Origin of the sequence: Kitasatospora sp. NPDC088391 (genome assembly GCF_044753345.1) — a bacterium.
GTDB lineage: Bacteria > Actinomycetota > Actinomycetes > Streptomycetales > Streptomycetaceae > Kitasatospora.
Window position 1 is genome coordinate 868,888 of the sequence record NZ_JBIVNB010000003.1, and the last position, 19,641, is coordinate 888,528.

General features: G+C 73.4%; 18 protein-coding genes. 4 read left to right on the forward strand and 14 right to left on the reverse strand.

Features of this window, described 5'->3' with window-relative positions:
* Window positions 1-2: 2 nt before the first annotated feature.
* The 12 genes from lysX to ACIQBJ_RS12710 form a co-directional block, all read right to left on the reverse strand.
* Window positions 3-1,595 carry a bifunctional lysylphosphatidylglycerol synthetase/lysine--tRNA ligase LysX gene (gene lysX / locus ACIQBJ_RS12655; RefSeq protein ID WP_400707944.1) on the reverse strand — a complete coding sequence of 531 codons (1,593 nt, stop codon included), beginning with the start codon at window positions 1,593-1,595 and terminating at the stop codon, window positions 3-5.
* A 125-nt stretch (window positions 1,596-1,720) separates the two neighbouring features.
* Window positions 1,721-3,466 (reverse strand): LPXTG cell wall anchor domain-containing protein, encoded by a 1,746-nt coding sequence (locus tag ACIQBJ_RS12660; RefSeq protein ID WP_400707946.1) that lies wholly within the window; start codon window positions 3,464-3,466, stop codon window positions 1,721-1,723.
* A gap of 240 nt (window positions 3,467-3,706) precedes the next feature.
* Complete coding sequence (locus ACIQBJ_RS12665) at window positions 3,707-5,425, reverse strand: LPXTG cell wall anchor domain-containing protein (RefSeq protein WP_400707948.1); 1,719 nt, start codon at window positions 5,423-5,425, stop codon at window positions 3,707-3,709.
* Window positions 5,426-5,696: 271 nt separating this feature from the next.
* On the reverse strand, window positions 5,697-6,395 hold the full coding sequence (locus ACIQBJ_RS12670; RefSeq protein WP_400707950.1) for a hypothetical protein: 699 nt from the start codon (window positions 6,393-6,395) through the stop codon (window positions 5,697-5,699).
* 147 nt (window positions 6,396-6,542) lie between these two features.
* The gene (locus ACIQBJ_RS12675; protein ID WP_400707952.1) at window positions 6,543-7,343 is read right to left on the reverse strand and encodes a type III pantothenate kinase; all 801 of its coding nucleotides are present in this window, start codon (window positions 7,341-7,343) and stop codon (window positions 6,543-6,545) included.
* Window positions 7,344-7,366: 23 nt separating this feature from the next.
* The gene (gene nadC / locus ACIQBJ_RS12680; protein ID WP_400707954.1) at window positions 7,367-8,338 is read right to left on the reverse strand and encodes a carboxylating nicotinate-nucleotide diphosphorylase; all 972 of its coding nucleotides are present in this window, start codon (window positions 8,336-8,338) and stop codon (window positions 7,367-7,369) included.
* 58 nt (window positions 8,339-8,396) lie between these two features.
* Window positions 8,397-10,010, reverse strand: coding sequence for an L-aspartate oxidase (locus tag ACIQBJ_RS12685; protein ID WP_400707956.1), 1,614 nt, complete (start codon window positions 10,008-10,010; stop codon window positions 8,397-8,399).
* A 16-nt stretch (window positions 10,011-10,026) separates the two neighbouring features.
* A complete protein-coding gene (gene panD / locus ACIQBJ_RS12690) occupies window positions 10,027-10,476 on the reverse strand; it encodes an aspartate 1-decarboxylase (protein ID WP_400707958.1) in 450 nt (149 codons plus the stop codon).
* A 90-nt stretch (window positions 10,477-10,566) separates the two neighbouring features.
* Entirely contained in the window at window positions 10,567-11,472 is a 906-nt protein-coding gene (panC, locus tag ACIQBJ_RS12695; RefSeq protein ID WP_400707960.1) for a pantoate--beta-alanine ligase, read from the reverse strand.
* Window positions 11,472-12,389, reverse strand: a complete 918-nt coding sequence (locus ACIQBJ_RS12700; protein ID WP_400707962.1) for a Rossmann-like and DUF2520 domain-containing protein — start codon at window positions 12,387-12,389, stop codon at window positions 11,472-11,474. Before ACIQBJ_RS12700 ends, panC begins: the two co-directional genes overlap by 1 nt.
* 125 nt (window positions 12,390-12,514) lie before the next feature.
* Window positions 12,515-12,985, reverse strand: coding sequence for an NUDIX domain-containing protein (locus tag ACIQBJ_RS12705; RefSeq protein ID WP_400707963.1), 471 nt, complete (start codon window positions 12,983-12,985; stop codon window positions 12,515-12,517).
* Between the two features lie 4 nt (window positions 12,986-12,989).
* Window positions 12,990-13,733: an XRE family transcriptional regulator gene (locus ACIQBJ_RS12710; RefSeq protein ID WP_400707965.1), complete on the reverse strand. Its 744-nt coding sequence runs from the start codon at window positions 13,731-13,733 to the stop codon at window positions 12,990-12,992.
* A gap of 322 nt (window positions 13,734-14,055) precedes the next feature.
* On the opposite strand from ACIQBJ_RS12710, the gene ACIQBJ_RS12715 reads away from it, so the two are divergent.
* Complete coding sequence (locus ACIQBJ_RS12715; protein WP_400708155.1) at window positions 14,056-14,463, forward strand: NUDIX domain-containing protein; 408 nt, start codon at window positions 14,056-14,058, stop codon at window positions 14,461-14,463.
* Entirely contained in the window at window positions 14,414-15,385 is a 972-nt protein-coding gene (gene hemC, locus ACIQBJ_RS12720) for a hydroxymethylbilane synthase (protein WP_400707967.1), read from the forward strand. Before ACIQBJ_RS12715 ends, hemC begins: the two co-directional genes overlap by 50 nt.
* 30 nt (window positions 15,386-15,415) lie before the next feature.
* Here the strand turns inward: hemC and ACIQBJ_RS12725 are convergent, their stop codons facing one another.
* Window positions 15,416-16,579: an NADH-quinone oxidoreductase subunit D gene (locus ACIQBJ_RS12725; protein WP_400707969.1), complete on the reverse strand. Its 1,164-nt coding sequence runs from the start codon at window positions 16,577-16,579 to the stop codon at window positions 15,416-15,418.
* 15 nt (window positions 16,580-16,594) lie between these two features.
* The gene (locus ACIQBJ_RS12730; RefSeq protein ID WP_400707971.1) at window positions 16,595-17,599 is read right to left on the reverse strand and encodes an SAM-dependent methyltransferase; all 1,005 of its coding nucleotides are present in this window, start codon (window positions 17,597-17,599) and stop codon (window positions 16,595-16,597) included.
* 114 nt (window positions 17,600-17,713) lie between these two features.
* On the opposite strand from ACIQBJ_RS12730, the gene ACIQBJ_RS12735 reads away from it, so the two are divergent.
* Together ACIQBJ_RS12735 and ACIQBJ_RS12740 are read left to right on the forward strand one after the other, a co-directional pair.
* Window positions 17,714-18,925 carry a sensor histidine kinase gene (locus ACIQBJ_RS12735; protein WP_400707973.1) on the forward strand — a complete coding sequence of 404 codons (1,212 nt, stop codon included), beginning with the start codon at window positions 17,714-17,716 and terminating at the stop codon, window positions 18,923-18,925.
* 13 nt (window positions 18,926-18,938) lie between these two features.
* Window positions 18,939-19,628 (forward strand): response regulator, encoded by a 690-nt coding sequence (locus ACIQBJ_RS12740; RefSeq protein WP_400707975.1) that lies wholly within the window; start codon window positions 18,939-18,941, stop codon window positions 19,626-19,628.
* Window positions 19,629-19,641: the final 13 nt, after the last annotated feature.

The window sequence follows — 19,641 nt, forward strand, 5'->3', positions numbered from 1 at the left end:
GCCTACTCCTCGGTGGTCTCCGCGGTCCCGGGGTCCCCGGCCGCGGCCTGCTCGGTCTTCTGGGCCGTCTCGGCCTTCTCGGGCTTCACCAGCGGGAAGAGCACCGTCTCGCGGATGTTCTTGCCGGTGAGCAGCATGATCAGGCGGTCCACGCCGAGGCCGAGGCCGCCGGTGGGCGGCATCGCGTACTCCAGGGCGCGCAGGAAGTCCTCGTCCAGCTGCATCGCCTCGACGTCGCCGCCGGCCGCCAGCAGGGACTGCGCGGTGAGGCGGGCGCGCTGCTCGACCGGGTCGATCAGCTCGGAGTAGGCGGTGCCGATCTCGGTGCCGAAGATCACCAGGTCCCACTTCTCGGCCACGCCCTCGATCGAGCGGTGCTGCCGGGTCAGCGGGGAGACCGAGGTCGGGTAGTCCTTGATGAAGGTCGGCTTGATCGCGTGGTGCTCCAGCAGGCGCTCGATCAGCTCCAGGACGATCTGGCCGTGGTCCCAGTTCGGGTCCAGGTACTGGTCCAGGTCGTGGGCCTTGGCCAGCGCCCGCAGCTCCTCGGCCGAGGTGGCCGGGGTGATCTCGGTGCCCAGGTGGGCGGAGATGCCCGGGTACACCGAGACCTCCTGCCAGGGCTCGGCCAGGTCGATCTCGTGCTCGGTGCCGTCCGGGCCGACGCCCTTGACCACGGTGCCGCCCAGCGCGTCCCGGGCCGCGTTGACGATGATCGCCCGGATCAGTTCGGCCTGGGTGTCGTAGTCGCCGTACGCCTCGTACGACTCCAGGGCGGTGAACTCCGGGTTGTGGGTGGCGTCCGCGCCCTCGTTGCGGAAGTTCCGGTTGATCTCGAAGACCTTCTCGGCGCCGCCGACCACCAGGCGCTTGAGGTACAGCTCGGTGGCGATCCGCAGGTACAGCTCGATGTCGTACGCGTTGATGTGCGTCTTGAACGGGCGGGCGTTGGCGCCGCCGTGGATCGGCTGCAGCATCGGGGTCTCGACCTCGAGGTAGCCGCGGTCCTCGTAGGTGCGGCGGATCGAGCGGATCACCCGGGTGCGCAGGTGCAGCATCTCGCGCGCCTCGGGGTTGACGATCAGGTCCACGTAGCGCTGGCGGACCCGGGCCTCCGGGTCGGTCAGGCCCTTGTGCTTGTCCGGCAGCGGGCGCAGGCACTTGGCGGTGAGCTCCCAGCGGTCCACCATCACGCTCAGCTCGCCGCGCTTGGAGGTGATCACCTCGCCCTCGACGCCGACCTGGTCGCCCAGGTCGATGTCGGTCTTCCAGGCGGCGAGCCGCTCCTCGCCCAGCTTGTCCAGGGAGAGCATCACCTGGAGGTCGCCGGAGCCGTCCCGCAGGGTGGCGAAGCAGAGCTTGCCGCCGGTGCGGGCCAGCACGACGCGGCCGGCCACGCCGGCCCGCTCGCCGGTCGCGGTGTCCGGGGCCAGGTCGGGGTGCTTGGCACGCAGGTCGGCGATGGTGGTGGTGCGGGGGAAACCGACCGGGTACGGGTCGATGCCGGCCGCCCGGAGCCGGTCCAGCTTCTCGCGCCGGACGCGCATCTGCTCGGGAAGGTCGTCGGTCGCGGGGAGAGTGCTCTGATCGCTCACCCCACCAGGGTAGCCAGGCTCACGCCCGCTTCCGCCACAGGATATCCGTGCCCGCGCGCGCCGCCCCGGGACGTGCCGGTGCCCCGGTCCGCCGAGGGGGGCGGACCGGGGCACCCGACGGTGCGTCAGGCGCGGGCGCCGCGCTTGCGGCGGGCGACCAGGACGGCCGCCGTGCCGAGGCCGACGGCGCCCAGGCCGAGGCCGAGCAGGGTGCCGCTGCCGTCGCTGCCGGTGGAGGCCAGGTTGCCGCCGGTCCCGGTGCCGGTCCCGTTGTCGGTGCCGGTCGGGGCGGTGCCGGTGGCGGACGGCGAGGCGGTCGGGGTGCTGGTGTCCGTCGGGGTCGCGGTGGGCTGCCCGGTCGGCGTGCCGGTGCTCGGCGGGGTGGAGCCGCCGGTGCCCGGGGTGGTGGGCTGGGCGGTGGCGGGGGTGCCGCCGAGCGCCAGGGTGACGGTGTTGTTGCCGTTCTCCTGGTCGTACGGGAGCGGCTCGACCTTCTTCTCGTACGCGGCCCACTCGGTGGTCAGCGCGGCGGTGACCTTCGGGGCGGCGGCCGGGTCGGCCACCGTGAGCGGCAGTGTGAAGGTCTGGTCCGCGTCGTTGGCCAGCCACATCGGGAAGGAGCAGACCACGGTGTGCGGGTCGTCGTTCCGGGCGCCGCAGTTGTCCGGGGTGCCGTCCAGGCCGACGCCGTCCGGCAGCGTCACCAGGAAGGTGGCGATGCTGTTGCCGCTGCGCAGGTAGGCGATCGAGGCGGGGCCGCCGTTGTGCCCGGTGAGGGTCAGGGCACCCTTCTTGCCGCCGTCGGTGGGGGCCCAGGCGGCGCGGGCCGAGAAGTCCGCGTGGTTGTCGACCCGGTACTGGACGATGGTCATGCTGTGCGCGTCCGGGCCGAGGTTCGGCGGGCCGGACTTGGCGCCGTCCGTCTCGGGCAGGCCGGCGGTGAGCCGGGTGCCGGTGCCGGAGGCGGGCGTGAAGGTGAACGCCCGGCGCGGGTACGAGAAGGTGTCGTAGTCGCCCGAGTCGACGTAGTACTCGACGTCCGGGTAGAGCGAGTCGGCGTCGATGCCGATCTCCAGCGGGTCGACGGTGACGCTCTCGCCGGGCTTGACCGAGGTGTTGATGGTGCAGATGGCGGCCTCGGTGTGGTCGAACGGGCCGGAGCCGTTGTTCTGGACGCCGTACGAGCAGTTGGCGAGCTTGGTGCGGAAGCTCAGGCCGGGGGAGAGGGTGGCGCCGATGACCAGGCGGCCGCTCTCCATCGAGCCGTTGTTGGTGACCCGCAGGCTCTCCTTGAAGGTCGAGCCGGCCTTGCCGCCCTCGTGGTCGTCCTGACCGAGCGAGGCGTCGAACTCCAGCTTGGGGCCGCCCACGTACACCGAGACGTCGGTGCTGGAGGCCGGGCCGCCGGCCCAGCCGCCGGTGACCTTCAGGTGGCCGGGGATGCCGTGCGGCACGCCCTTGTTGGCGGTCAGCGTCGGCTGGAACTGGGTGTTGAAGGAGCCCTGCATCGGCGGGGCGCCGTACTGGTTGAAGGTGCAGGTGTACACCAGCCCCGCGGTGGTGCACTTCGAGGCCCAGGAGGCTTCGGGCTTGAAGGTGGCGAGGCCGTTCAGACCGGTCGCGTCGAAGGTGACGACGAGGTCCCGGGACGTGTTGGTGGCCAGGTGCCCGGAGGCCGGGATGTACAGGCCGACGGCGGTGGCGGCACCGGTGTCCGGCGCGCCCGGCAGCGAGACGGCCGACGGCACGCGGAGCGTGACGTCGTCGTCGGCGACGGCCTGGGCCGGTGCGGTGCCGAGAGCGAGGAGCGCGGCGGCGGCGGTGAGCGGCGCGCCGAGGGCGATCGGACGCGTGATACGCGTATTACCCACGTTGGTCCTTCGATCATTCGGATGCGAGCGGCCAGACCCTAGAGCGGTTTCCGGACAGCCGAACGGAGTTAATCCGGACAGTTCGGGAGGGGGGCGACCTATCGCCGGAAGCTGTGACCGAATCGTGATCCGACGCCGTTCCGGCGCATCCGACGATGTCGACACATCGCCACGGAACGGCCGGTGCCGGAACGCCGGAGCCCCCTCCGAGGAGGGGGCTCCGGGACGGGTGACGGTGCGTCAGGCGCGGGCGCCGCGCTTGCGGCGGGCGACCAGGACGGCGGCCGTGCCGAGGCCGACGGCGCCCAGGCCGAGGGCGAGCAGGGTGCCGCTGCCGTCGCTGCCGGTGGAGGCCAGCCCGCCGGTGGTCCGGCCGGCCGCCGTGGTGCTCGGGGCGGCGGAGGCGGTGGCCCGGCCGGACGGGGTGCCGGTCGGCAGGGCGGCGGACGGGGCGGCGGTCGGGGCGGTGCCGCCGCCGGTGCCGCCGGTCGGGGTGGTGCTGGGCTTCGGGTCGGGGAGGCCGCCGCCCGCGGAGGCGCCGAGCGCGATCTCGACCAGGTCGTTGGCGGCGTTGTGGTCCCAGCCCATCACCGCGGACGGGTGGCCGGGCTCGTAGATGCTGGTCTGGTTCTGCAGCGAGACGACGGCCTTGGGCGCGGCGGCCGGGTTCTCGACCGCCAGCTCGAACGCGTAGGACTTCAGGTAGCCGGCGGGCACCCAGTACGGACCGCCGCAGTCGTACGTGTTCGGGTGGTCGATGTGCTTGCCGTTCTCCCACTCGACGGCGCGGCAGCCGTCGGGGACCTTGGTCGCGGTGACCCCGGCGGGGAGGACCGCGCGCACGCCCGGGCTGGACTCGCCGCCGCTGCGGTCGAAGATCGAGGCCGGGCCGGCGTTGGCCTCGGCGACGGTCAGGGTGCCCTTCTTGCCGCCGTCGGCCGGGGTCCAGGCGGCGCCCGCCGAGAAGTCGGCCGGGTTGTCCGCGCTGACCTCCTGCTCCACCCGGTTGTCGTAGTCGTGCAGTTCGCCGGTGAGCAGTCCGGCGTCGGTCGCTCCGCCCACCGTCATGGCGGGGCCGGTGCCGCGCTTCAGCGGGCCGTTGGCGCGCCAGCCGGCGAGCTGGGAGGTCTCGGCGTCGACGGTCGGGAAGAGCGAGATGTCGGCGAAGGTGTACCGGGCGGTCGGGCCGACCTTGAAGGAGAACGGGCTGAGCTTGTAGACCTGGCCGGCGCCGATGGTGGCGTCCACCGCGCAGGCGACGTTCACCGAGCCGGGCCAGCCCCGGTCGCCGTAGGCGCCGTCGGGGTTGTCCTGGTACTCGCAGTTGGCGGGCACCTGGGCCGGGGTCAGGCCGGAGAGGGCGGTGATCTCGACGTACAGCGCGGTCGCGGCGCTCTCGCCGCGGTTGGCGAACACCACCTCGGGGGTCACGGTGTCGCCGGTCCTGGCGGTGACCTGCTGGAGGTCCTTGGTCTTGAACCGCGGGGCGCCCACGTCGACCCGGACGTCCTTGGCCGCCTCGACGGTGCCGCCGCCGTACAGGCGCAGGTGCAGCACGGCGCTGCTGCCGGGCTTGGCGCCGGCCGCGGCGGACAGCCACGGGTTGTGGGTGATGTTGATCGAGTCGAACTGCAGGTCGTTGACGTCGCAGGTGACCACGGTGCCCGCGGTGGCGCAGCCCGGGACGGTCAGCTGGGCGGTGCCGGCCAGGTCCCTGGTGTCGAAGTCCAGCTTGACGCCGTTCACGGTGCCGGTGCCGGTGCGGCCGACCCGCAGGTGCAGGTTCTCGTCCCACTGGGCGGGCTGCTTGGGCGTGCTGGATATCTGGACCGAGGCCGGCGCGTCGATCAGCAGCCTGTGCTCGGCGACGGCCGTCGCGGCGGGCGCGGCGAGGACGCCGAGCCCGAGCAGGGTGAGGGTCGCGGACGCGGCGAGCGCCCGGGAGCGGGGGTGGTTCATCGGGGTTCCTCCGGTGCTGCGGTGCCGGGCCGGGAGAACGGGAACGCGGGACGCGCGATCCCCCCACGGGTCCGTGTGCACATGGTGTGCGGGCTGAACCCTAGAGGGAGAAATCGACCAAGTGGCCGAAAAGAATCGGACACTTGGGGCACGAGTGTTCGTATCAGTCCTATTTTTTGACCAAACCTTGAAAGAGCCCCCTCCGGGGGGAGGGGGCTCTTCGCGGGCTTCCGGTCGGTCGGTCGGCCGGTCGGTCGTCGGTCGTCGGTCGTCAGCCGTCGGTGCCGGTGGCGAGTTCGGGCTGCTGCTCCTCGTCGGCGGGGTGCTCGGGGTGCGGGGGCTGGTGGGTGCGGCGGCCGAAGAGTTCGGCGGGGGTGGGCATCCGGCGCGGGCGGGGCCGGTCGGCGGGGACGTGGGGCTGCTGGGTGCTCATCGGGAACCGTCCTCCGGCAGGGGTGGGGGGCAGGGGTTCGGGCGCGGGGCTCGGTACGGCCGTCAGGTGGCGCGGCCCGGTGCCGAGCGAGAGCCGCTCGCGGACCTCGGCCTCGGCGAGCGCGTGGCAGCGCCCGGCGAGCCGGGAGCGGCGGGCCTGCTCGTGCTGGCCGCACGGCTGGCGGGAGAGCGAGCGCAGGGCGGACAGGTCGTCCGGGGTGGGCAGGTAGCCGTCGGTGACGGCCTCCTCCAGGCGGTCCAGGTAGCCGCCGGCCCCGCCGGGCAGGGCGGCCCGGTAGCGGGCCAGGTCGGCCAGCAGGAAGGTGCGCAGTCGCCCGCCCTCCTGGACCGCCTCGTCGATGGCTTCGGTCAGCCGCAGGGCGTCCTGGACGTCCTCGGCCCACAGGTCGTCGGGCGCGGGGGCCGGGAGCCGGTCCGGCGCGGCCGGGTAGAGGGCTTGGGCGAGGACACGGCGCAGCACCCGGACTTCATCGGCGCTGAAGGCCATGCCGCCGCGCGATCCGTGTGGCGTTGGCATGGGTCGACAGTACGTCTCGGGCGTCCGACTTATGACGATTGATGACGTGTTTGTCCCGATTGGCCTATGAGATGGTGCATTCGGCCGGGGAACGGCGACGGGGCCGGTCCGGCGCCCCGCGCCCGGCCGGCCCCGTCGGACGGGACGTCAGGAGGCGGCGGTGGCCGGGCGGTTGCGCTCGAAGATCAGCCGCAGGCCGATCAGGGTCAGCCAGGGCTCGTGCACGTCGATCGAGTCGGCCTCGCCGAGCACCATCGGGGCCAGGCCGCCGGTGGCGATCACCTGGACGTCGTTCGGGTCCTTGGCGAGTTCCTTGGCCATCCGGTTGACCAGCCCGTCGACCTGCCCGGCGAAGCCGTACAGGATGCCGGACTGCATGCCCTCGACGGTGTTCTTGCCGATCACGTTGCGCGGCCGGGCCAGCTCGATCTTGCGGAGCATCGCGGTGCGGCCGCCCAGGGCGTCGACCGAGATCTCGATGCCCGGGGCGATCGCGCCGCCCACGTAGTCGCCGCGCGCGTTGATCGCGTCGAAGGTGGTGGCCGTCCCGAAGTCGACCACGATGCACGGGCCCCCGTACAGGTGGTTGGCGGCCAGCGCGTTCACGATCCGGTCCGCGCCGACCTCCTTCGGGTTGTCCATCAGCACGTGCACCCCGGTCTTCACGCCCGGTTCGACGATCACCGCGGGCACGTCGCCGTAGTAGCGGCGGGTCACCTCGCGCAGCTCGTGCAGCACCGCCGGGACGGAGGAGCAGATCGCCAGGCCGGCCACCCGGTCGTCGGCCGAGACGATCGGGTGGGCGCCCATCAACCCCTGGAGCAGCACCGCGAGTTCGTCCGCGGTGCGGCGCGGATCGGTGGAGATCCGCCAGTGCTCGACGATCTCCTCGCCGTCGAACAGGCCGAGCGTGGTCTGGGTGTTGCCGACGTCGATGGTGAGGAGCATGGGGCGCTTTCTGCTTCGAAGGGTCAGGAGCTGCGGAGGTCCAGGCCGATGTCGAGGATCGGCGCGGAGTGCGTCAGGGCGCCGACGGCCAGGTAGTCGACACCAGTCTCCGCGACCTCGCGCGCGGTGGCCAGGGTCAGCCCGCCGGAAGCCTCCAGCTTGGCCCGGCCGGCCACCAGGGCGACCGCCTCGCGCAGCTGCCCGGTGGTGAAGTTGTCCAGCAGGATCAGGTCCGCGCCGGCCGCCAGGACGGGCTCGATCTGCTCGATCGTGTCCACCTCGATCTCGATCGGCAGCTCCGGGAACGCCTCCCGGACGGCGGTGAACGCCTCGGCGACGCCGCCCGCCGCGACCACGTGGTTGTCCTTCACCAGGGCGGCGTCGGAGAGCGACATCCGGTGGTTGGCGCCGCCGCCCGCGCGCACCGCGAACTTCTCCAGCGCCCGCAGGCCCGGGGTGGTCTTGCGGGTGTCGCGGACCACTGCCCCGGTGCCCTCCAGGGCGTCCGCCCAGGCGCGGGTCGCGGTGGCGATGCCCGACAGGCGGCAGAGCAGGTTCAGCGCGGAGCGCTCCGCGGTCAGCAGGTCGCGGGTCCGGCTGCGCACCGAGAGCAGCACCTGGCCGGGCTCGACCCGGTCGCCGTCCTCGACGTGCCGCTCGACCTCGAACTCCTCCTCGCAGACCAGCGAGACGACCGCCTCGGCGACCCGCAGGCCGGCCACCACGCCCGCCTGACGGGCCGTGAAGTCGGCGGTCGCGACGGCCTCGGCCGGGACGGTCGCCACCGAGGTGACGTCCTCGCCGCCCGCCAGGTCCTCGGACAGCGCCATCATCGCCACGTCCTCGACCTCGACCGGGTCCAGGCCCGCGTCCTCCAGCAGCGCGGCGAGGGCCGGGTCGAGCCCGGTCTCGTACTCCTCGCCGTCACCGCACGCGCAGCCGTCGCCGCAGCCCTCGGACTCGGTGGACAGGAGGGGGAGTTCGGAGTGGGACATGGTGGCGGGGCTCCAGGTTTCGGCGGTATTCGGCGGTAGGGGCGGGACCGGCGGTTCGTCAGCCGGCGAGCGGGTGGACGATGTGGCGCCGCCAGTGGGCGTCGTCACGGTCGGGGAAGTCCTCCCGCCAGTGGCAGCCGCGGGTCTCCTCGCGGAGCGCGGCGGCGGCGGTGAGGGCGGTGGCGACCTGGTGCAGGTTGGTCGCCTCCCAGGTCTCCACCGAGGGGGAGGCCGGGTCGGCGGCGTCGGTGAGGGCGCCCAGGCCCTTGCCGGTGGCGGCCAGCGAGGCGGCCGAGCGGATCACGCCGGCGCCGTTGGACATCAACTGCTGGATCGCGCCCCGGCCTTCGGCCGCCAGCAGCGGGACCGGGGTGGCGGCGGTCGCCGCGTCGGTGTTGACGGTGCGGGCCGGGAGTCGGCCGGCGGCGTTCAGCGCGGCCAGGTCGGCGGCGATCCGCTCGGCGAACACCAGGCCCTCCAGCAGCGAGTTGGAGGCCAGCCGGTTGGCGCCGTGCACGCCGGTGCAGGCGACCTCGCCGCAGGCGTACAGGCCCGGGACGGTGGTCCGGCCGTGCAGGTCGGTGCGGACGCCGCCGGAGGCGTGGTGGGCGGCCGGGGAGACCGGGATCGGCTCGGTGACCGGGTCGATGCCGTGCGCCCGGCAGGCCGCCAGGATGGTCGGGAAGCGGTGCTCCCACATCTCGGCGCCGAAGTGCCGCCCGTCCAGGTACATGTGCTGGGCGTGCTGCTCCTGCATCCGGCGGATGATCGCCTTGGCGACGATGTCGCGCGGGGCCAGCTCGGCCAGCTCGTGCTGCCCGACCATGAAGCGCACCCCGTCGGCGTCGACCAGGTGCGCGCCCTCGCCGCGGACCGCCTCGGAGACCAGCGGCTGCTGGCCCTGCGCGTCCGCGCCGAGGAACAGCACCGTCGGGTGGAACTGGACGAACTCCAGGTCGGTGACCTCGGCGCCGGCCCGCAGCGCGAGCGCCACGCCGTCGCCGGTGGAGACCGCCGGGTTGGTGGTGGCGCAGAAGACCTGGCCCATGCCGCCGGAGGCCAGCACCACGGCCCGGGCCAGGATCGCGCCGACGCCGTCCCGCTGGCCCTCGCCCATCACGTGCAGGGTGACGCCCGCGGCGTGGCCCCCGGCGTCGGTCAGCAGGTCCAGCACCAGGGCGTGCTCGATCAGTTCGAGGCCCGGGTCGGCCTCCACGGCGGCGACCAGGGCGCGCTCGATCTCGGCGCCGGTGGCGTCGCCGCCGGCGTGCGCGATCCGGCGGCGGTGGTGGCCGCCCTCGCGGGTCAGCACGATCTCGCCGTCCGCGTCGAGGTCGAACTCGGCGCCGGCCTCGATCAGCCGGCGCACCGCGTCCGGGCCCTCGGTGACCAGGGTCCGGACGGCCTCCTCGTCGCACAGGCCGGCCCCCGCGACCAGGGTGTCCTGCAGGTGCTGCTCGGGGGTGTCGCCCTCGCCCAGGGCGGCGGCGATGCCGCCCTGGGCCCAGCGGGTGGAGCCCTCGTCCAGCACCGCCTTGGTGACCACCATGGCCCGCAGGCCGGCCTTGCGGGCGTTGAGCGCGACGGTGAGTCCGGCCACGCCGGAGCCGACCACGACCACGTCGGTGCTCGTGGTCCAGCCGGGGGCGGGGGCGGTCAGGCGGTGCGACATGGATTCAGTGGCTCCTTCAGTGCGCGGCGGCGTCGGCCGCGCCGTTCGCACCACGGTACGCGGCGTCCCCGCGCAGCAGTCCGCTGCCCTCGGGGGCGTCCGCGGGGTCGCCGCCGAGGCCGGTGACCCGGTTGTCCCCGTCGACGAACACCACCTTCGGCAGGTACGCCTTGGCCTCGGCGGTGTCCATCTGCCCGTAGGCGATCAGGATCACCAGGTCGCCGGGGTGGACCAGGCGGGCGGCGGCGCCGTTGATGCCGATGACGCCGGAGCCGCGCGGCCCGGCGATGGTGTACGTCTCCAGCCGGGCGCCGTTGTTGATGTCGACGATGTGGACCAGCTCGCCGGGGAGCAGGTCCGCGGCGTCGAGCAGGTCCTCGTCGACCGTCACCGAGCCGACGTAGTGCAGGTCGGCCTGGGTGACGGTGGCACGGTGGATCTTGGACTTGAGCATGGTGCGGAGCATGGGGTCACGCCTCTCTGAGTGCATGCCTGGGAACTCTGGGTACTGCGGGACCGCGGGACTGGGGTACTGCGGGACCGCGGAACTGCGCTACTACCGGACGATGACGCCGACGTTGTCGATCAGCCGGGTCGAGCCGACCTTGGCCGCGACCGCCAGCACCGCCTCGCCCCGGAAGTCGTCCGGCGCCTCGGTGAAGGACAGCGGATCGACCAGGGCGAGGTAGTCGAGGGAGACGCCGTCCGCGCCCTCCAGCACGGCGGCGGCCGCCTCGCGGACGGCCTTCGGGCCCTGCGCGCCGGCGTCCCGGCCGGCGAACAGCGCGCGGGAGAGGGCGAGCGCCTGCGCGCGCTCGTCCGCGGCGAGGAAGCGGTTGCGCGAGGACAGCGCCAGGCCGTCCTCCTCGCGGACGGTCGGGACGCCGACGATCTCCACGTCGAAGTCCAGGTCGGCGACCATCCGGCGGACGATCGCCAGCTGCTGGGCGTCCTTCTCGCCGAACAGCGCGAAGTCCGGGTCGGTGATGTGCAGCAGCTTCGCGACCACCGTCAGCATGCCGTCGAAGTGGCCGGGCCGGGACGCGCCCTCGAAGCCCGCGCCCATCGGGCCCGCCGACAGCCGGACCAGCGGCTCGCCGTTCGGGTACATCTCGTCCGCGGACGGGGCGAACACCACGTCCGCGCCCATCTCCTCGGCCAGCGCGACGTCCTCGTCCAGGGTGCGCGGGTAGCGGTCCAGGTCCTCGCCCGCGCCGAACTGCAGCGGGTTCACGAACACCGTCACCGCGACCCGGCCGTCCTTGCCGACCCGGCGGCGGGCCTCGCGGACCAGCGCGGCGTGGCCCGCGTGCAGCGCGCCCATCGTCATCACCACGGCGTTGTCCACCGGCTGCTCGTCCGGCCAGAAGGCCGCCTCGAACTCGTCCACGGTGCGGGTCAGCACCGCCTTGCGGACCTTCTCCGCCTTCGGGGCCTTCGCCGGGCGCTTGTCGCGTGCCATCAGTGGTTCTCCTCGTTCAGTACGTCCAGCAGCGCCGCCGCCGGTTCGGGCTTCAGCGAGCCGTTGGCCACCGCCCGCTGCGCGGTGGCCCTCGCCATCGCCCGGTAGGCCTGGCCGATGTCCGGGGTCACCGTAGCGAGTCGCTCCAGGTGCTTGCGCACCGTTCCCACGTCACCGCGCGCCACCGGGCCGGTCAGGGCCAGGTCACCGGAGCGCAGCGCGTTGTCCAGGGCCGCGCCGAGCAGCGGGCCGAGCATCTGGCCGGGCTCCTGGACGCCCGCGGCGCGGAGCAGCTCCATCGCCTGCGCGACCAGGGTGACCAGGTGGTTCGCGCCGTGCGCGAGCGCGGTGTGGTAGAGCGGGCGGACGTCCTCGGGAATCCAGGACGGCTCGCCGCCCATCTCCACCACCAGGGCCTCGGCGACCGGGCGGAGCTCCTCCGGGGCCGTCACGCCGAACGGGCAGCCGGCCAGCCGGGCCACGTCCACCGAGGTCCCGGTGAAGGTCATCGCCGGGTGCAGCGCCAGCGGGAGCGCGCCCTCGCGGGTGGCCGGGTCGAGCACCGCGGCGCCGTGCGCGCCCGAGGTGTGCGCCAGCAGCTGCCCCGGGCGGACGGCGCCGGTCGCGGCCAGGCCCTGCACCAGGTCGGGCAGCGCGTCGTCCGGCACGGTCAGCAGCACCAGGTCGGCGGCCGCCATCACCTGAGGGGGCGTCACCAGGCGGACGCCCGGCAGCAGCGCCTCGGCGCGGCGGCGCGAGGCGGCGGAGACGCCGGACGCGGCGACCACCCGGTGGCCGGCCAGCTGGAGGGCGGCGCCCAGGGCGGGGCCGACCCGCCCCGTGCCGACCACGCCGACGGCGAGTCGGGCCGGGCGGTTGCCGGGGTCGGAGGGGTCTCCGAAGTCGTCGTACAGCACTCTTCGCGTTCCAGTCCTCGACGGGTACCAGACGTACCGGTCAATGGTACGGGGGTTTCCGGCCGTCCCACCCCCGGCCCGGGTGAACGGCGAGGGCGGGGAGGGGAGAACGGGTGGTGCTGCGGCTATCCGAGGTAGGGGGTCGTCCGCCGCTCCAGGAAGTGCTGGAGCCGGAGCCGCTGGGTGCGGTGCATCGGCAGGTCCGCGAAGCCGTTCGGTGCCACGAATCGGAGATCGGTCGACTCTTCGGAGATCCGGAGTTCCCCGCCGGTGATGCGTGCGGTGAAGCAGACGTTGAACTGCTGCCGCACCTCACCGTCCGAGTAGGCGATCACGTGCCGAGGATCGGTGTACGTGCCGACCAGTCCGGTGATCTCCACGTCGAGGCCGGTCTCCTCGCGGACCTCCCGGACCGCCGTGCCCGGAAGCGACTCGCCGAGGTCCATGGCACCGCCCGGCAGCGCGTACAGGCCGTTGTCGGCCCGACGTTGGAGCAGGACCCGCCCCTCGCTGTCGGTCACCACTGCGGACGCCGCCACCACCAACCTGTTCGGCTCGGGTGCGTCGGGGTCGTCGTAGAACTCGGTGCGTGCCACGTGATCAGCTCTCCTTCACCGGCAGGGCGGCGTTCCACACTGCGTCGAAGCCGGCAGCGTAGGTGTCGAACAACCTGCCCGCGCCGGTCCGCCGCAGGTGCCAGACGGGGGCCGCGAAAGCGTTGACGCCCCATACGTGCGCGTTCACCAGCACCTGGTCGTCCGCCCGGTAGATGCTGTTGTAGAGCGTGGTTCCGTGCGTGCGAACCTCGATTCCCGGGGTACTGAGCAGCGGTCGGTAGTGCAGGAGCGCGAGTCTGCAGCGGGATTCGATGCCGTGGCCGAACCGCTCTTCTTCCCCGCGCTGTCGCACCTTCTCGCTGTCGGCGTCGCCGAGCGCGATCCGGACTTCGCACCCTTCGGCAGCACGCTCCCGAAGCAGGTCGTTCAGGCGTGGGTACGCCTCGTGGAGGAAGACCGCAGCGTAGACCAGCACGTCGATGCGTTCCCTGGCCTTCCCCATCAGATCCACGAACACGGACACCGGCAGGTCGGCGCGCTGCTCGTAGAGCGCCACCAGTTCGGGACTCATCGCCCGGGCGGCGCGCGGCTGTCGCAGGCTCGGCCACAGGGCGAACATGTCTTCTCCCAGCGCTTCGGCAGCCAGGCGGGCTGTCCCCAGCCGGGGCGTCCGGTTCTGGTTGGCCCACCGTTCGACCGACTTGGTGTCCACACCGGCTCTCTCCGCCAGAGCGGAGCACGTCCAACCGCCCGACGTCATGACGGCTTTCAGTCTCTCGTTCGGCATTCTGCCCGCCTCCCCGCACGACCCGGACCCTTGCAGGGACGTTCTATCGCGCACAGGACGTTCTGAAGCGTCCTTTGCGGGAGGTTCCACCGTCCCGGGTGGCTGTCAGATCTTGGTGACCACTGCAGCGGGGAGGCCGCCGGCAGCGAACGGGGAGGTGCCGTATGGACTACAGCCCGCTTGACCGGGCCCGCCGGAAGTGGCGGGCGGCCCGGGACGCGGTGGGCTCCGACCCGCTGACGGACTACGACCCGTGGGCGAGCCGCGCCGTGGCGTCCTTGCCCTTGGTGAGCTGGGGAGCCTGTCGGTGTCCGCGACCGCAGTGCCCGCACCGGTCGTCGTCGCACTGCTCGCCCCCGAGGGAGCGGAGTTGAGCAGAGCACCCGGTCACCCGGTCACGTCGTACGTCCTGTGCGCCGACCCCGCGTCCCGTCTGTTGATCGTGCAGGCGGCCGGGTCCGGTGCGTGGCAGCTTCCCGGTGGTGTGGTCGAGGCGGGTGAGTCGCCCCTTGACGCCGTTCTCCGCGAGGGTGCCCGGGACAGGCTCGTGTTCCTGTGGGCGGGGCCGGACGATGCCTGCCGGCTGCTGCACCCCGCGGTCGCTGCCCGGATTCGGTCGCCTCTCCGGTGGCCCGGAAGCGTTACCTGTCAAGAGACCCGAACCGAAAGGACGGACCGCCATGACGACGGCCGAGTACCCCGGCAGGACGCTGCGCATCGGCACCCGTAGTTCGCCGCTCGCCCTCGCGCAGACCGAAATGGTGATCGCGGCGCTGCGCGAGCACGTGCCCGACCTGGTGGCCGAGACGGTACCGGTGACCACCGAGGCAGACCTGTGGCAAGGGGATCTCGCGCAGCTCGGCGGCAAGGGGCTGTACACCAAGCAGATCGACGCCATGCTCCAGGCGGGCACGGTGGACATGGCCGTCCACTGCGTGAAGGACGTGCCCGGGGACGTTCCGCTGCCGAAGGGCCTGGTGTTCGCCGCGTACCTGGAACGGCCGGACGTGCGCGATGTGCTGCTGTTCCCCGAGGGCTCCGAGTACCGCACGCTCGCCGACCTGCCGCCGGGGGCGATCATCCTGTCGTCGGCTGTCCGCCGGAAGGCCCAGATCCTGCGGGCCCGCCCGGACCTCAAGGTGGTGCGGGTGCGCGGGGCGGTCGGGAGCCGGCTGGAGAAGCTGGACGGGACGAAGAAGATCGACGTTCACGCGGACGGGATGGTCCTGGCGGTGGCCGGACTCGCCCGGCTCGGGATCGAGCGGCCCGGCTACGTGTTCGGCACGGACGAGATGCTGCCTGCTGTCGGCGCGGGCGTGCTCGGGCTGGAGTGCCGCCAGGACGACCACACCACCGCGGCGCTGCTGGAGAAGATCAACCATCCGAGGACGCAGCGGGAGGTGACCGCCGAGCGGGTCATGCTGCACGGGCTCCGCGGGCACTGCAACAGCCCGATCGCCGGGTACTGCACCACCGAGCCGGACGGTCAGCTCTCGCTGCGCGGCATGGTGTTCGACCGCGAGGGCTCCAAGTTCGCCAACGCGATGCTGTGGGACGAGCACCAGGGGGACCCCGCCGTCCTCGGGGCCCGGGTCGCCGCCGAACTCCTCCGTCAGGGCGCCCGCGAGATCATCGCCGGCATCCCGCATTGAGCGGCCCGGGTTCTCCCGTCCGGAGAGGTGTTACTTGTCGATGTCGCCGACCACGAAGAACATCGAGCCCAGGATCGCCACCATGTCGGCGACCAGGGTTCCCGGCAGGAGTTCGGTCAGGGCCTGGACGTTGTTGAAGGAGGCGGAGCGCAGCTTGAGCCGCCACGGCGTCTTCTCGCCGCGCGACACCAGGTAGTAGCCGTTCACCCCGAGCGGGTTCTCGGTCCAGGCGTAGGTCTCGCCCTCGGGGGCCTTCAGGACCTTGGGCAGCCGCAGGTTGACCGGGCCGGGCGCCATCCCGTCCAGCCGGTCGAGGCACGCGTCCGCGAGGTCGAGCGCGTTCGCGGTCTGCTCCAGCAGGCACTCGAACCGGGCCAGGCAGTCACCCTCCTGACGGGTCGACACCCGCAGGACGTCCTGGAGCTCGCCGTAGGCGAGGTACGGCTCGTCGCGGCGCAGGTCGAAGTCGACGCCGCTGGCCCGGGCGATCGGGCCGGAGACGCCGTACGCGTGGACGTGCTCGCGGGAGAGCACGCCGACGCCCGCGGTGCGGCCGCGGAAGATCTCGTTGCCGAGGACGAGCTCCTCGAAGACCGGCAGCTGCCCGCGCACCACGCCGACGGCCCGGCGGACCCGGCCGAGCCAGCCGGCCGGCAGCTCCTCCTTGAGGCCGCCGACCCGGTTGAACATGTAGTGCATCCGGCCGCCGGAGGCTTCCTCCATGACGTGCTGGAGTTCCTCGCGGCCGTTGAAGGAGTGGAAGATCGGCGTGATGCCGCCGAGCTCCAGGGGGTAGGAGCCGAGGAACATCAGGTGGTTGAGCACCCGGTTCAGCTCGGCCAGCAGGGTGCGCAGCCAGACCGCCCGCTCGGGGACCTCCATGCCGAGCATCCGCTCGACGGCCAGCACCACGCCCAGCTCGTTGGCGAACGCGGACAGCCAGTCGTGCCGGTTGGCCAGCATGACGATCTGCCGGTAGTCGCGGGCCTCGAAGAGCTTCTCCGCGCCGCGGTGCATGTAGCCGATCACCGGCTCGGCGGAGGTGATCCGCTCGCCGTCGAGGAGCAGCTTCAGGCGCAGCACGCCGTGCGTGGACGGGTGCTGGGGGCCGATGTTGAGCACCATGTCGGTGCTGCCGGGTCCGCCGGGGAGCGTCTGCGCGCCCGGGCCGATGCCGACCGTGGTCTCCGTCATGGCCGTCGCCTCCTTCTACGAGGGGAGAGTCTGCCATCCCGGCAGGGCCGCCAGGTCGTCCGGTACCGGCATCCGGACGGGCTGGACCAGCCAGTGGAACGCGCCGAGCCCGGCCGGGTCGGTCAGCTCGGCGGCCTCGCCCGCGCCGGACAGCGCGCGCAGGTACGCCGCCGGGTCGCTGCTCGCCAGCGCGAGCGGCGGCCGGGCCCCGCTGACGCCGAGCGCGCGCAGCGCCTCGCGCTGGGTGGTGAGCAGCGCCGGGTGCCCGGCGGCGGCCGCCGCGTCGAGCGCGACGTGCGCGGTCAGGTCGCACGAGCCGTCGGGGACGGGGGCGCACTCGCGGCCGGCCCGGAACCCGGTCAGGGTGCCGAACGGCGGCCGGGCGGCCCGCAGGTGCGCGTAGTCGGAGGCCACCGCGAGGCCGCGCGCCAGCCCGCCCACCGCCGCGGCCCAGGCGGCGTCCCGGGGGCCGCCCAGTTCGACCCTCTCGCCGTCCGGCCACCAGCGGGCGGCCCACCGGGCGTCGGCGGCGTCCAGCGGCGGGCCGGGCCGCTCCGTGCCGTCGGGGGCGACCTCGACGTAGCGCAGCACGCCGTCCCCGTCCGGTTCGGCGAGGTCGAGCGGCACGTTGTCGAGCCACTCGTTGGCGAACAGCAGGCCCTCGACGCCGGCCGGCGGTTCGGCGCTCCAGGCGATGTCCGCGGGCAGCCCGGGCGGGCGGTCCGCCAGGTCGACGGCGTGCAGCACCACCCGGTCGCGCAGCTCCGCGGGCAGCAGCGACCGCACCGTGAGGGTGAGTTCGCCGCGGCCGGCGCCGAGGTCGACGAAGTGCAGCCGGGCGGGCCGGCCGAGCGCGGCGTCGACCCCCGCCAGGAGGCGGGTGACGGCGGCGGCGAACCGCGGCGAGGCGTGCACGGAGGTGCGGAAGTGCCCGGCGGGGCCCTCCGGCCTGCGGTAGAAGCCCCCGTCGGGCCGGTACAGGGCGTGTTCGATCGCGGGCCGCCACCGCATCCATGTCATAGCGCGCGACGTTACCGGGACGGACCGGCCCTCCACCCTGGGGACGACCTGCCGACCTGCGGATCGCCCTCCCGGCGGACCTGAACCGCCCCGCGCGTTCCCTAGGCTTGAGGTGTGCATCGACTCAACGCCTGGCTCCGCAGACACCCCATGGTGGTGGACTCCGCCTGGGCGCTCCTGGTGCTCGCCCTCGGCGTGCTGGCGGCGGTGGAGACGACCGGCTCGCCCGCCGACCCGATGGCGCCCTGGCGGCACTACACCGGCATCGTGATCGCCTTCGTGCTGCCCGGGATGATGGTGGTGCGCCGCCGCTGGCCGGACGCCACCACCGCGGCCGCGGTCGCCCTCGGCCTGTTCCAGGTGGCGGCCCGGGTCGAACCCGGCATGTCGAGCGTCGCCTACCTGGTGTTCGGGTACACCGGTGCCGCGTTCGGCAGGGCCTGGACGTCCCGGCTGGCGCTGGCCGCGAGCCTGGTCGCCGGTCCGCTGACGCTCTGGCGGCTGACGCCGCCCAGCGAGCGGCAGGACCCGTACAAGGCGGTGTTCCTGGCCGTCCTGATGACCACCCCGTTCGTGCTCTGCTGGGCCTGGGGCCGGCTCACCCGGGTCCGCCGCGCCTACCTGATCGAGCTGGAGGACCGGGCCGCCCGGCTGGAGCGCGAGCGGGACGCCCAGGCCAAGGTCGCGGTCGCCGCCGAGCGGGCCCGGATCGCCCGCGAGCTGCACGACGTGGTCGCCCACAACGTCTCGGTGATGATCGTCCAGGCCGACGGCGCCGCCTACGTGCTGGACTCCTCCCCGCAGCAGGCCAAGGAGGCGCTGAACACCATCGCCTCCACCGGCCGCCAGGCGCTCGCCGAGATGCGCCGCCTGCTGGGCGTGCTGCGCACCGCCGACACCGCGGAGGAGTACGTGCCGCAGCCCGGCGTCGAGGAGCTGCCGGAGCTGCTGGAGCAGGTCCGCACGGCCGGCCTGACGGTCGAGTACTCCGCCACCGGCGAGGTCCGCGAACTCCCCCGCGGCCTGGAGCTGACGGTCTACCGGATCGTCCAGGAGGCCCTCACCAACGTCCGCAAGCACGGCGGCCCGGACGCCCGCGCCAGGGTCGCGGTCGACTTCCGCCCCGGCGACCTGGAGGTGCTGGTCGAGGACGACGGCCGCGGCTCCACCCGGGAGCAGCTCACCGGCGGCACCGACGGGCTCGGCCACGGCCTGATCGGCATGCGGGAACGCGTCGGTATGGTCAGTGGCAGCCTGGACGTCGGCCCCCGGCCCGGCGGCGGTTTCCGCATCCGGGCCGTCCTCCCCCTGAAGGTGTCCAAATGAAGGAGCCCTGCCCATGCCCATCCGCGTGATGCTGGTGGACGACCAGGAACTGCTGCGCACCGGCTTCCGGATGGTCCTGCAGTCGCAGGGCGACATCGAGATCGCCGCCGAGGCCGGCGACGGCCAGCAGGCCGTCGAGGTGCTCCGCACCGCCGAGGTCGACGTCATCCTGATGGACGTCCGGATGCCCCGCCTCGACGGCGTCCAGGCCACCCGCCGGATCTGCCTCGACGAGCGCGGCGCCCCGGTCGAGGGCGCGCCCAAGGTGCTCATCCTGACCACCTTCGACCTCGACGAGTACGCCTTCGCCGCGCTCAAGGCCGGGGCGTCCGGCTTCCTGCTCAAGGACGTGCCGCCGACCGAACTGGTCGCCGCGATCCGCTCCGTCCACGGCGGCGACGCGGTGGTCGCCCCCACCACCACCCGCCGCATGATCGACCGCTTCGCGGAGGTCCTCCCCACCCCCTCCGCCGCCCCCGGCGCCGCCGTCCTCGCCCCGCTCACCGAGCGCGAGCGCGAGGTCTTCCTGCTGGTCTCCCAGGGCCTCTCCAACGGTGAGATCGCCGCCCGCCTCACCCTCTCCGAGGCAACCGTCAAGACCCACGTCGGCCGCATCCTCGCCAAGCTCGGCCTCCGCGACCGCGTCCAGGCCGTCGTCCTCGCCTACGAGAACGGCCTCGCCCGGGCCGGCGAAACCCCCTGACGGGGGCTGACCG

What these genes read in the sequence shown, in the direction of transcription:
- ACIQBJ_RS12670 (WP_400707950.1), bottom strand. Translation starts at nt 6,395, where the DNA reads ATGCCAACGCCACACGGATCGCGCGGCGGCATGGCCTTCAGCGCCGAT.
- ACIQBJ_RS12685 (WP_400707956.1), bottom strand. Translation starts at nt 10,010, where the DNA reads ATGTCGCACCGCCTGACCGCCCCCGCCCCCGGCTGGACCACGAGCACC.
- ACIQBJ_RS12730 (WP_400707971.1), bottom strand. Translation starts at nt 17,599, where the DNA reads ATGACATGGATGCGGTGGCGGCCCGCGATCGAACACGCCCTGTACCGG.
- panD (WP_400707958.1), bottom strand. Translation starts at nt 10,476, where the DNA reads ATGCTCCGCACCATGCTCAAGTCCAAGATCCACCGTGCCACCGTCACC.
- ACIQBJ_RS12710 (WP_400707965.1), bottom strand. Translation starts at nt 13,733, where the DNA reads ATGCCGAACGAGAGACTGAAAGCCGTCATGACGTCGGGCGGTTGGACG.
- ACIQBJ_RS12675 (WP_400707952.1), bottom strand. Translation starts at nt 7,343, where the DNA reads ATGCTCCTCACCATCGACGTCGGCAACACCCAGACCACGCTCGGCCTG.
- ACIQBJ_RS12665 (WP_400707948.1), bottom strand. Translation starts at nt 5,425, where the DNA reads ATGAACCACCCCCGCTCCCGGGCGCTCGCCGCGTCCGCGACCCTCACC.
- ACIQBJ_RS12740 (WP_400707975.1), top strand. Translation starts at nt 18,939, where the DNA reads ATGCCCATCCGCGTGATGCTGGTGGACGACCAGGAACTGCTGCGCACC.
- panC (WP_400707960.1), bottom strand. Translation starts at nt 11,472, where the DNA reads ATGGCACGCGACAAGCGCCCGGCGAAGGCCCCGAAGGCGGAGAAGGTC.
- hemC (WP_400707967.1), top strand. Translation starts at nt 14,414, where the DNA reads ATGACGACGGCCGAGTACCCCGGCAGGACGCTGCGCATCGGCACCCGT.
- ACIQBJ_RS12725 (WP_400707969.1), bottom strand. Translation starts at nt 16,579, where the DNA reads ATGACGGAGACCACGGTCGGCATCGGCCCGGGCGCGCAGACGCTCCCC.
- nadC (WP_400707954.1), bottom strand. Translation starts at nt 8,338, where the DNA reads ATGTCCCACTCCGAACTCCCCCTCCTGTCCACCGAGTCCGAGGGCTGC.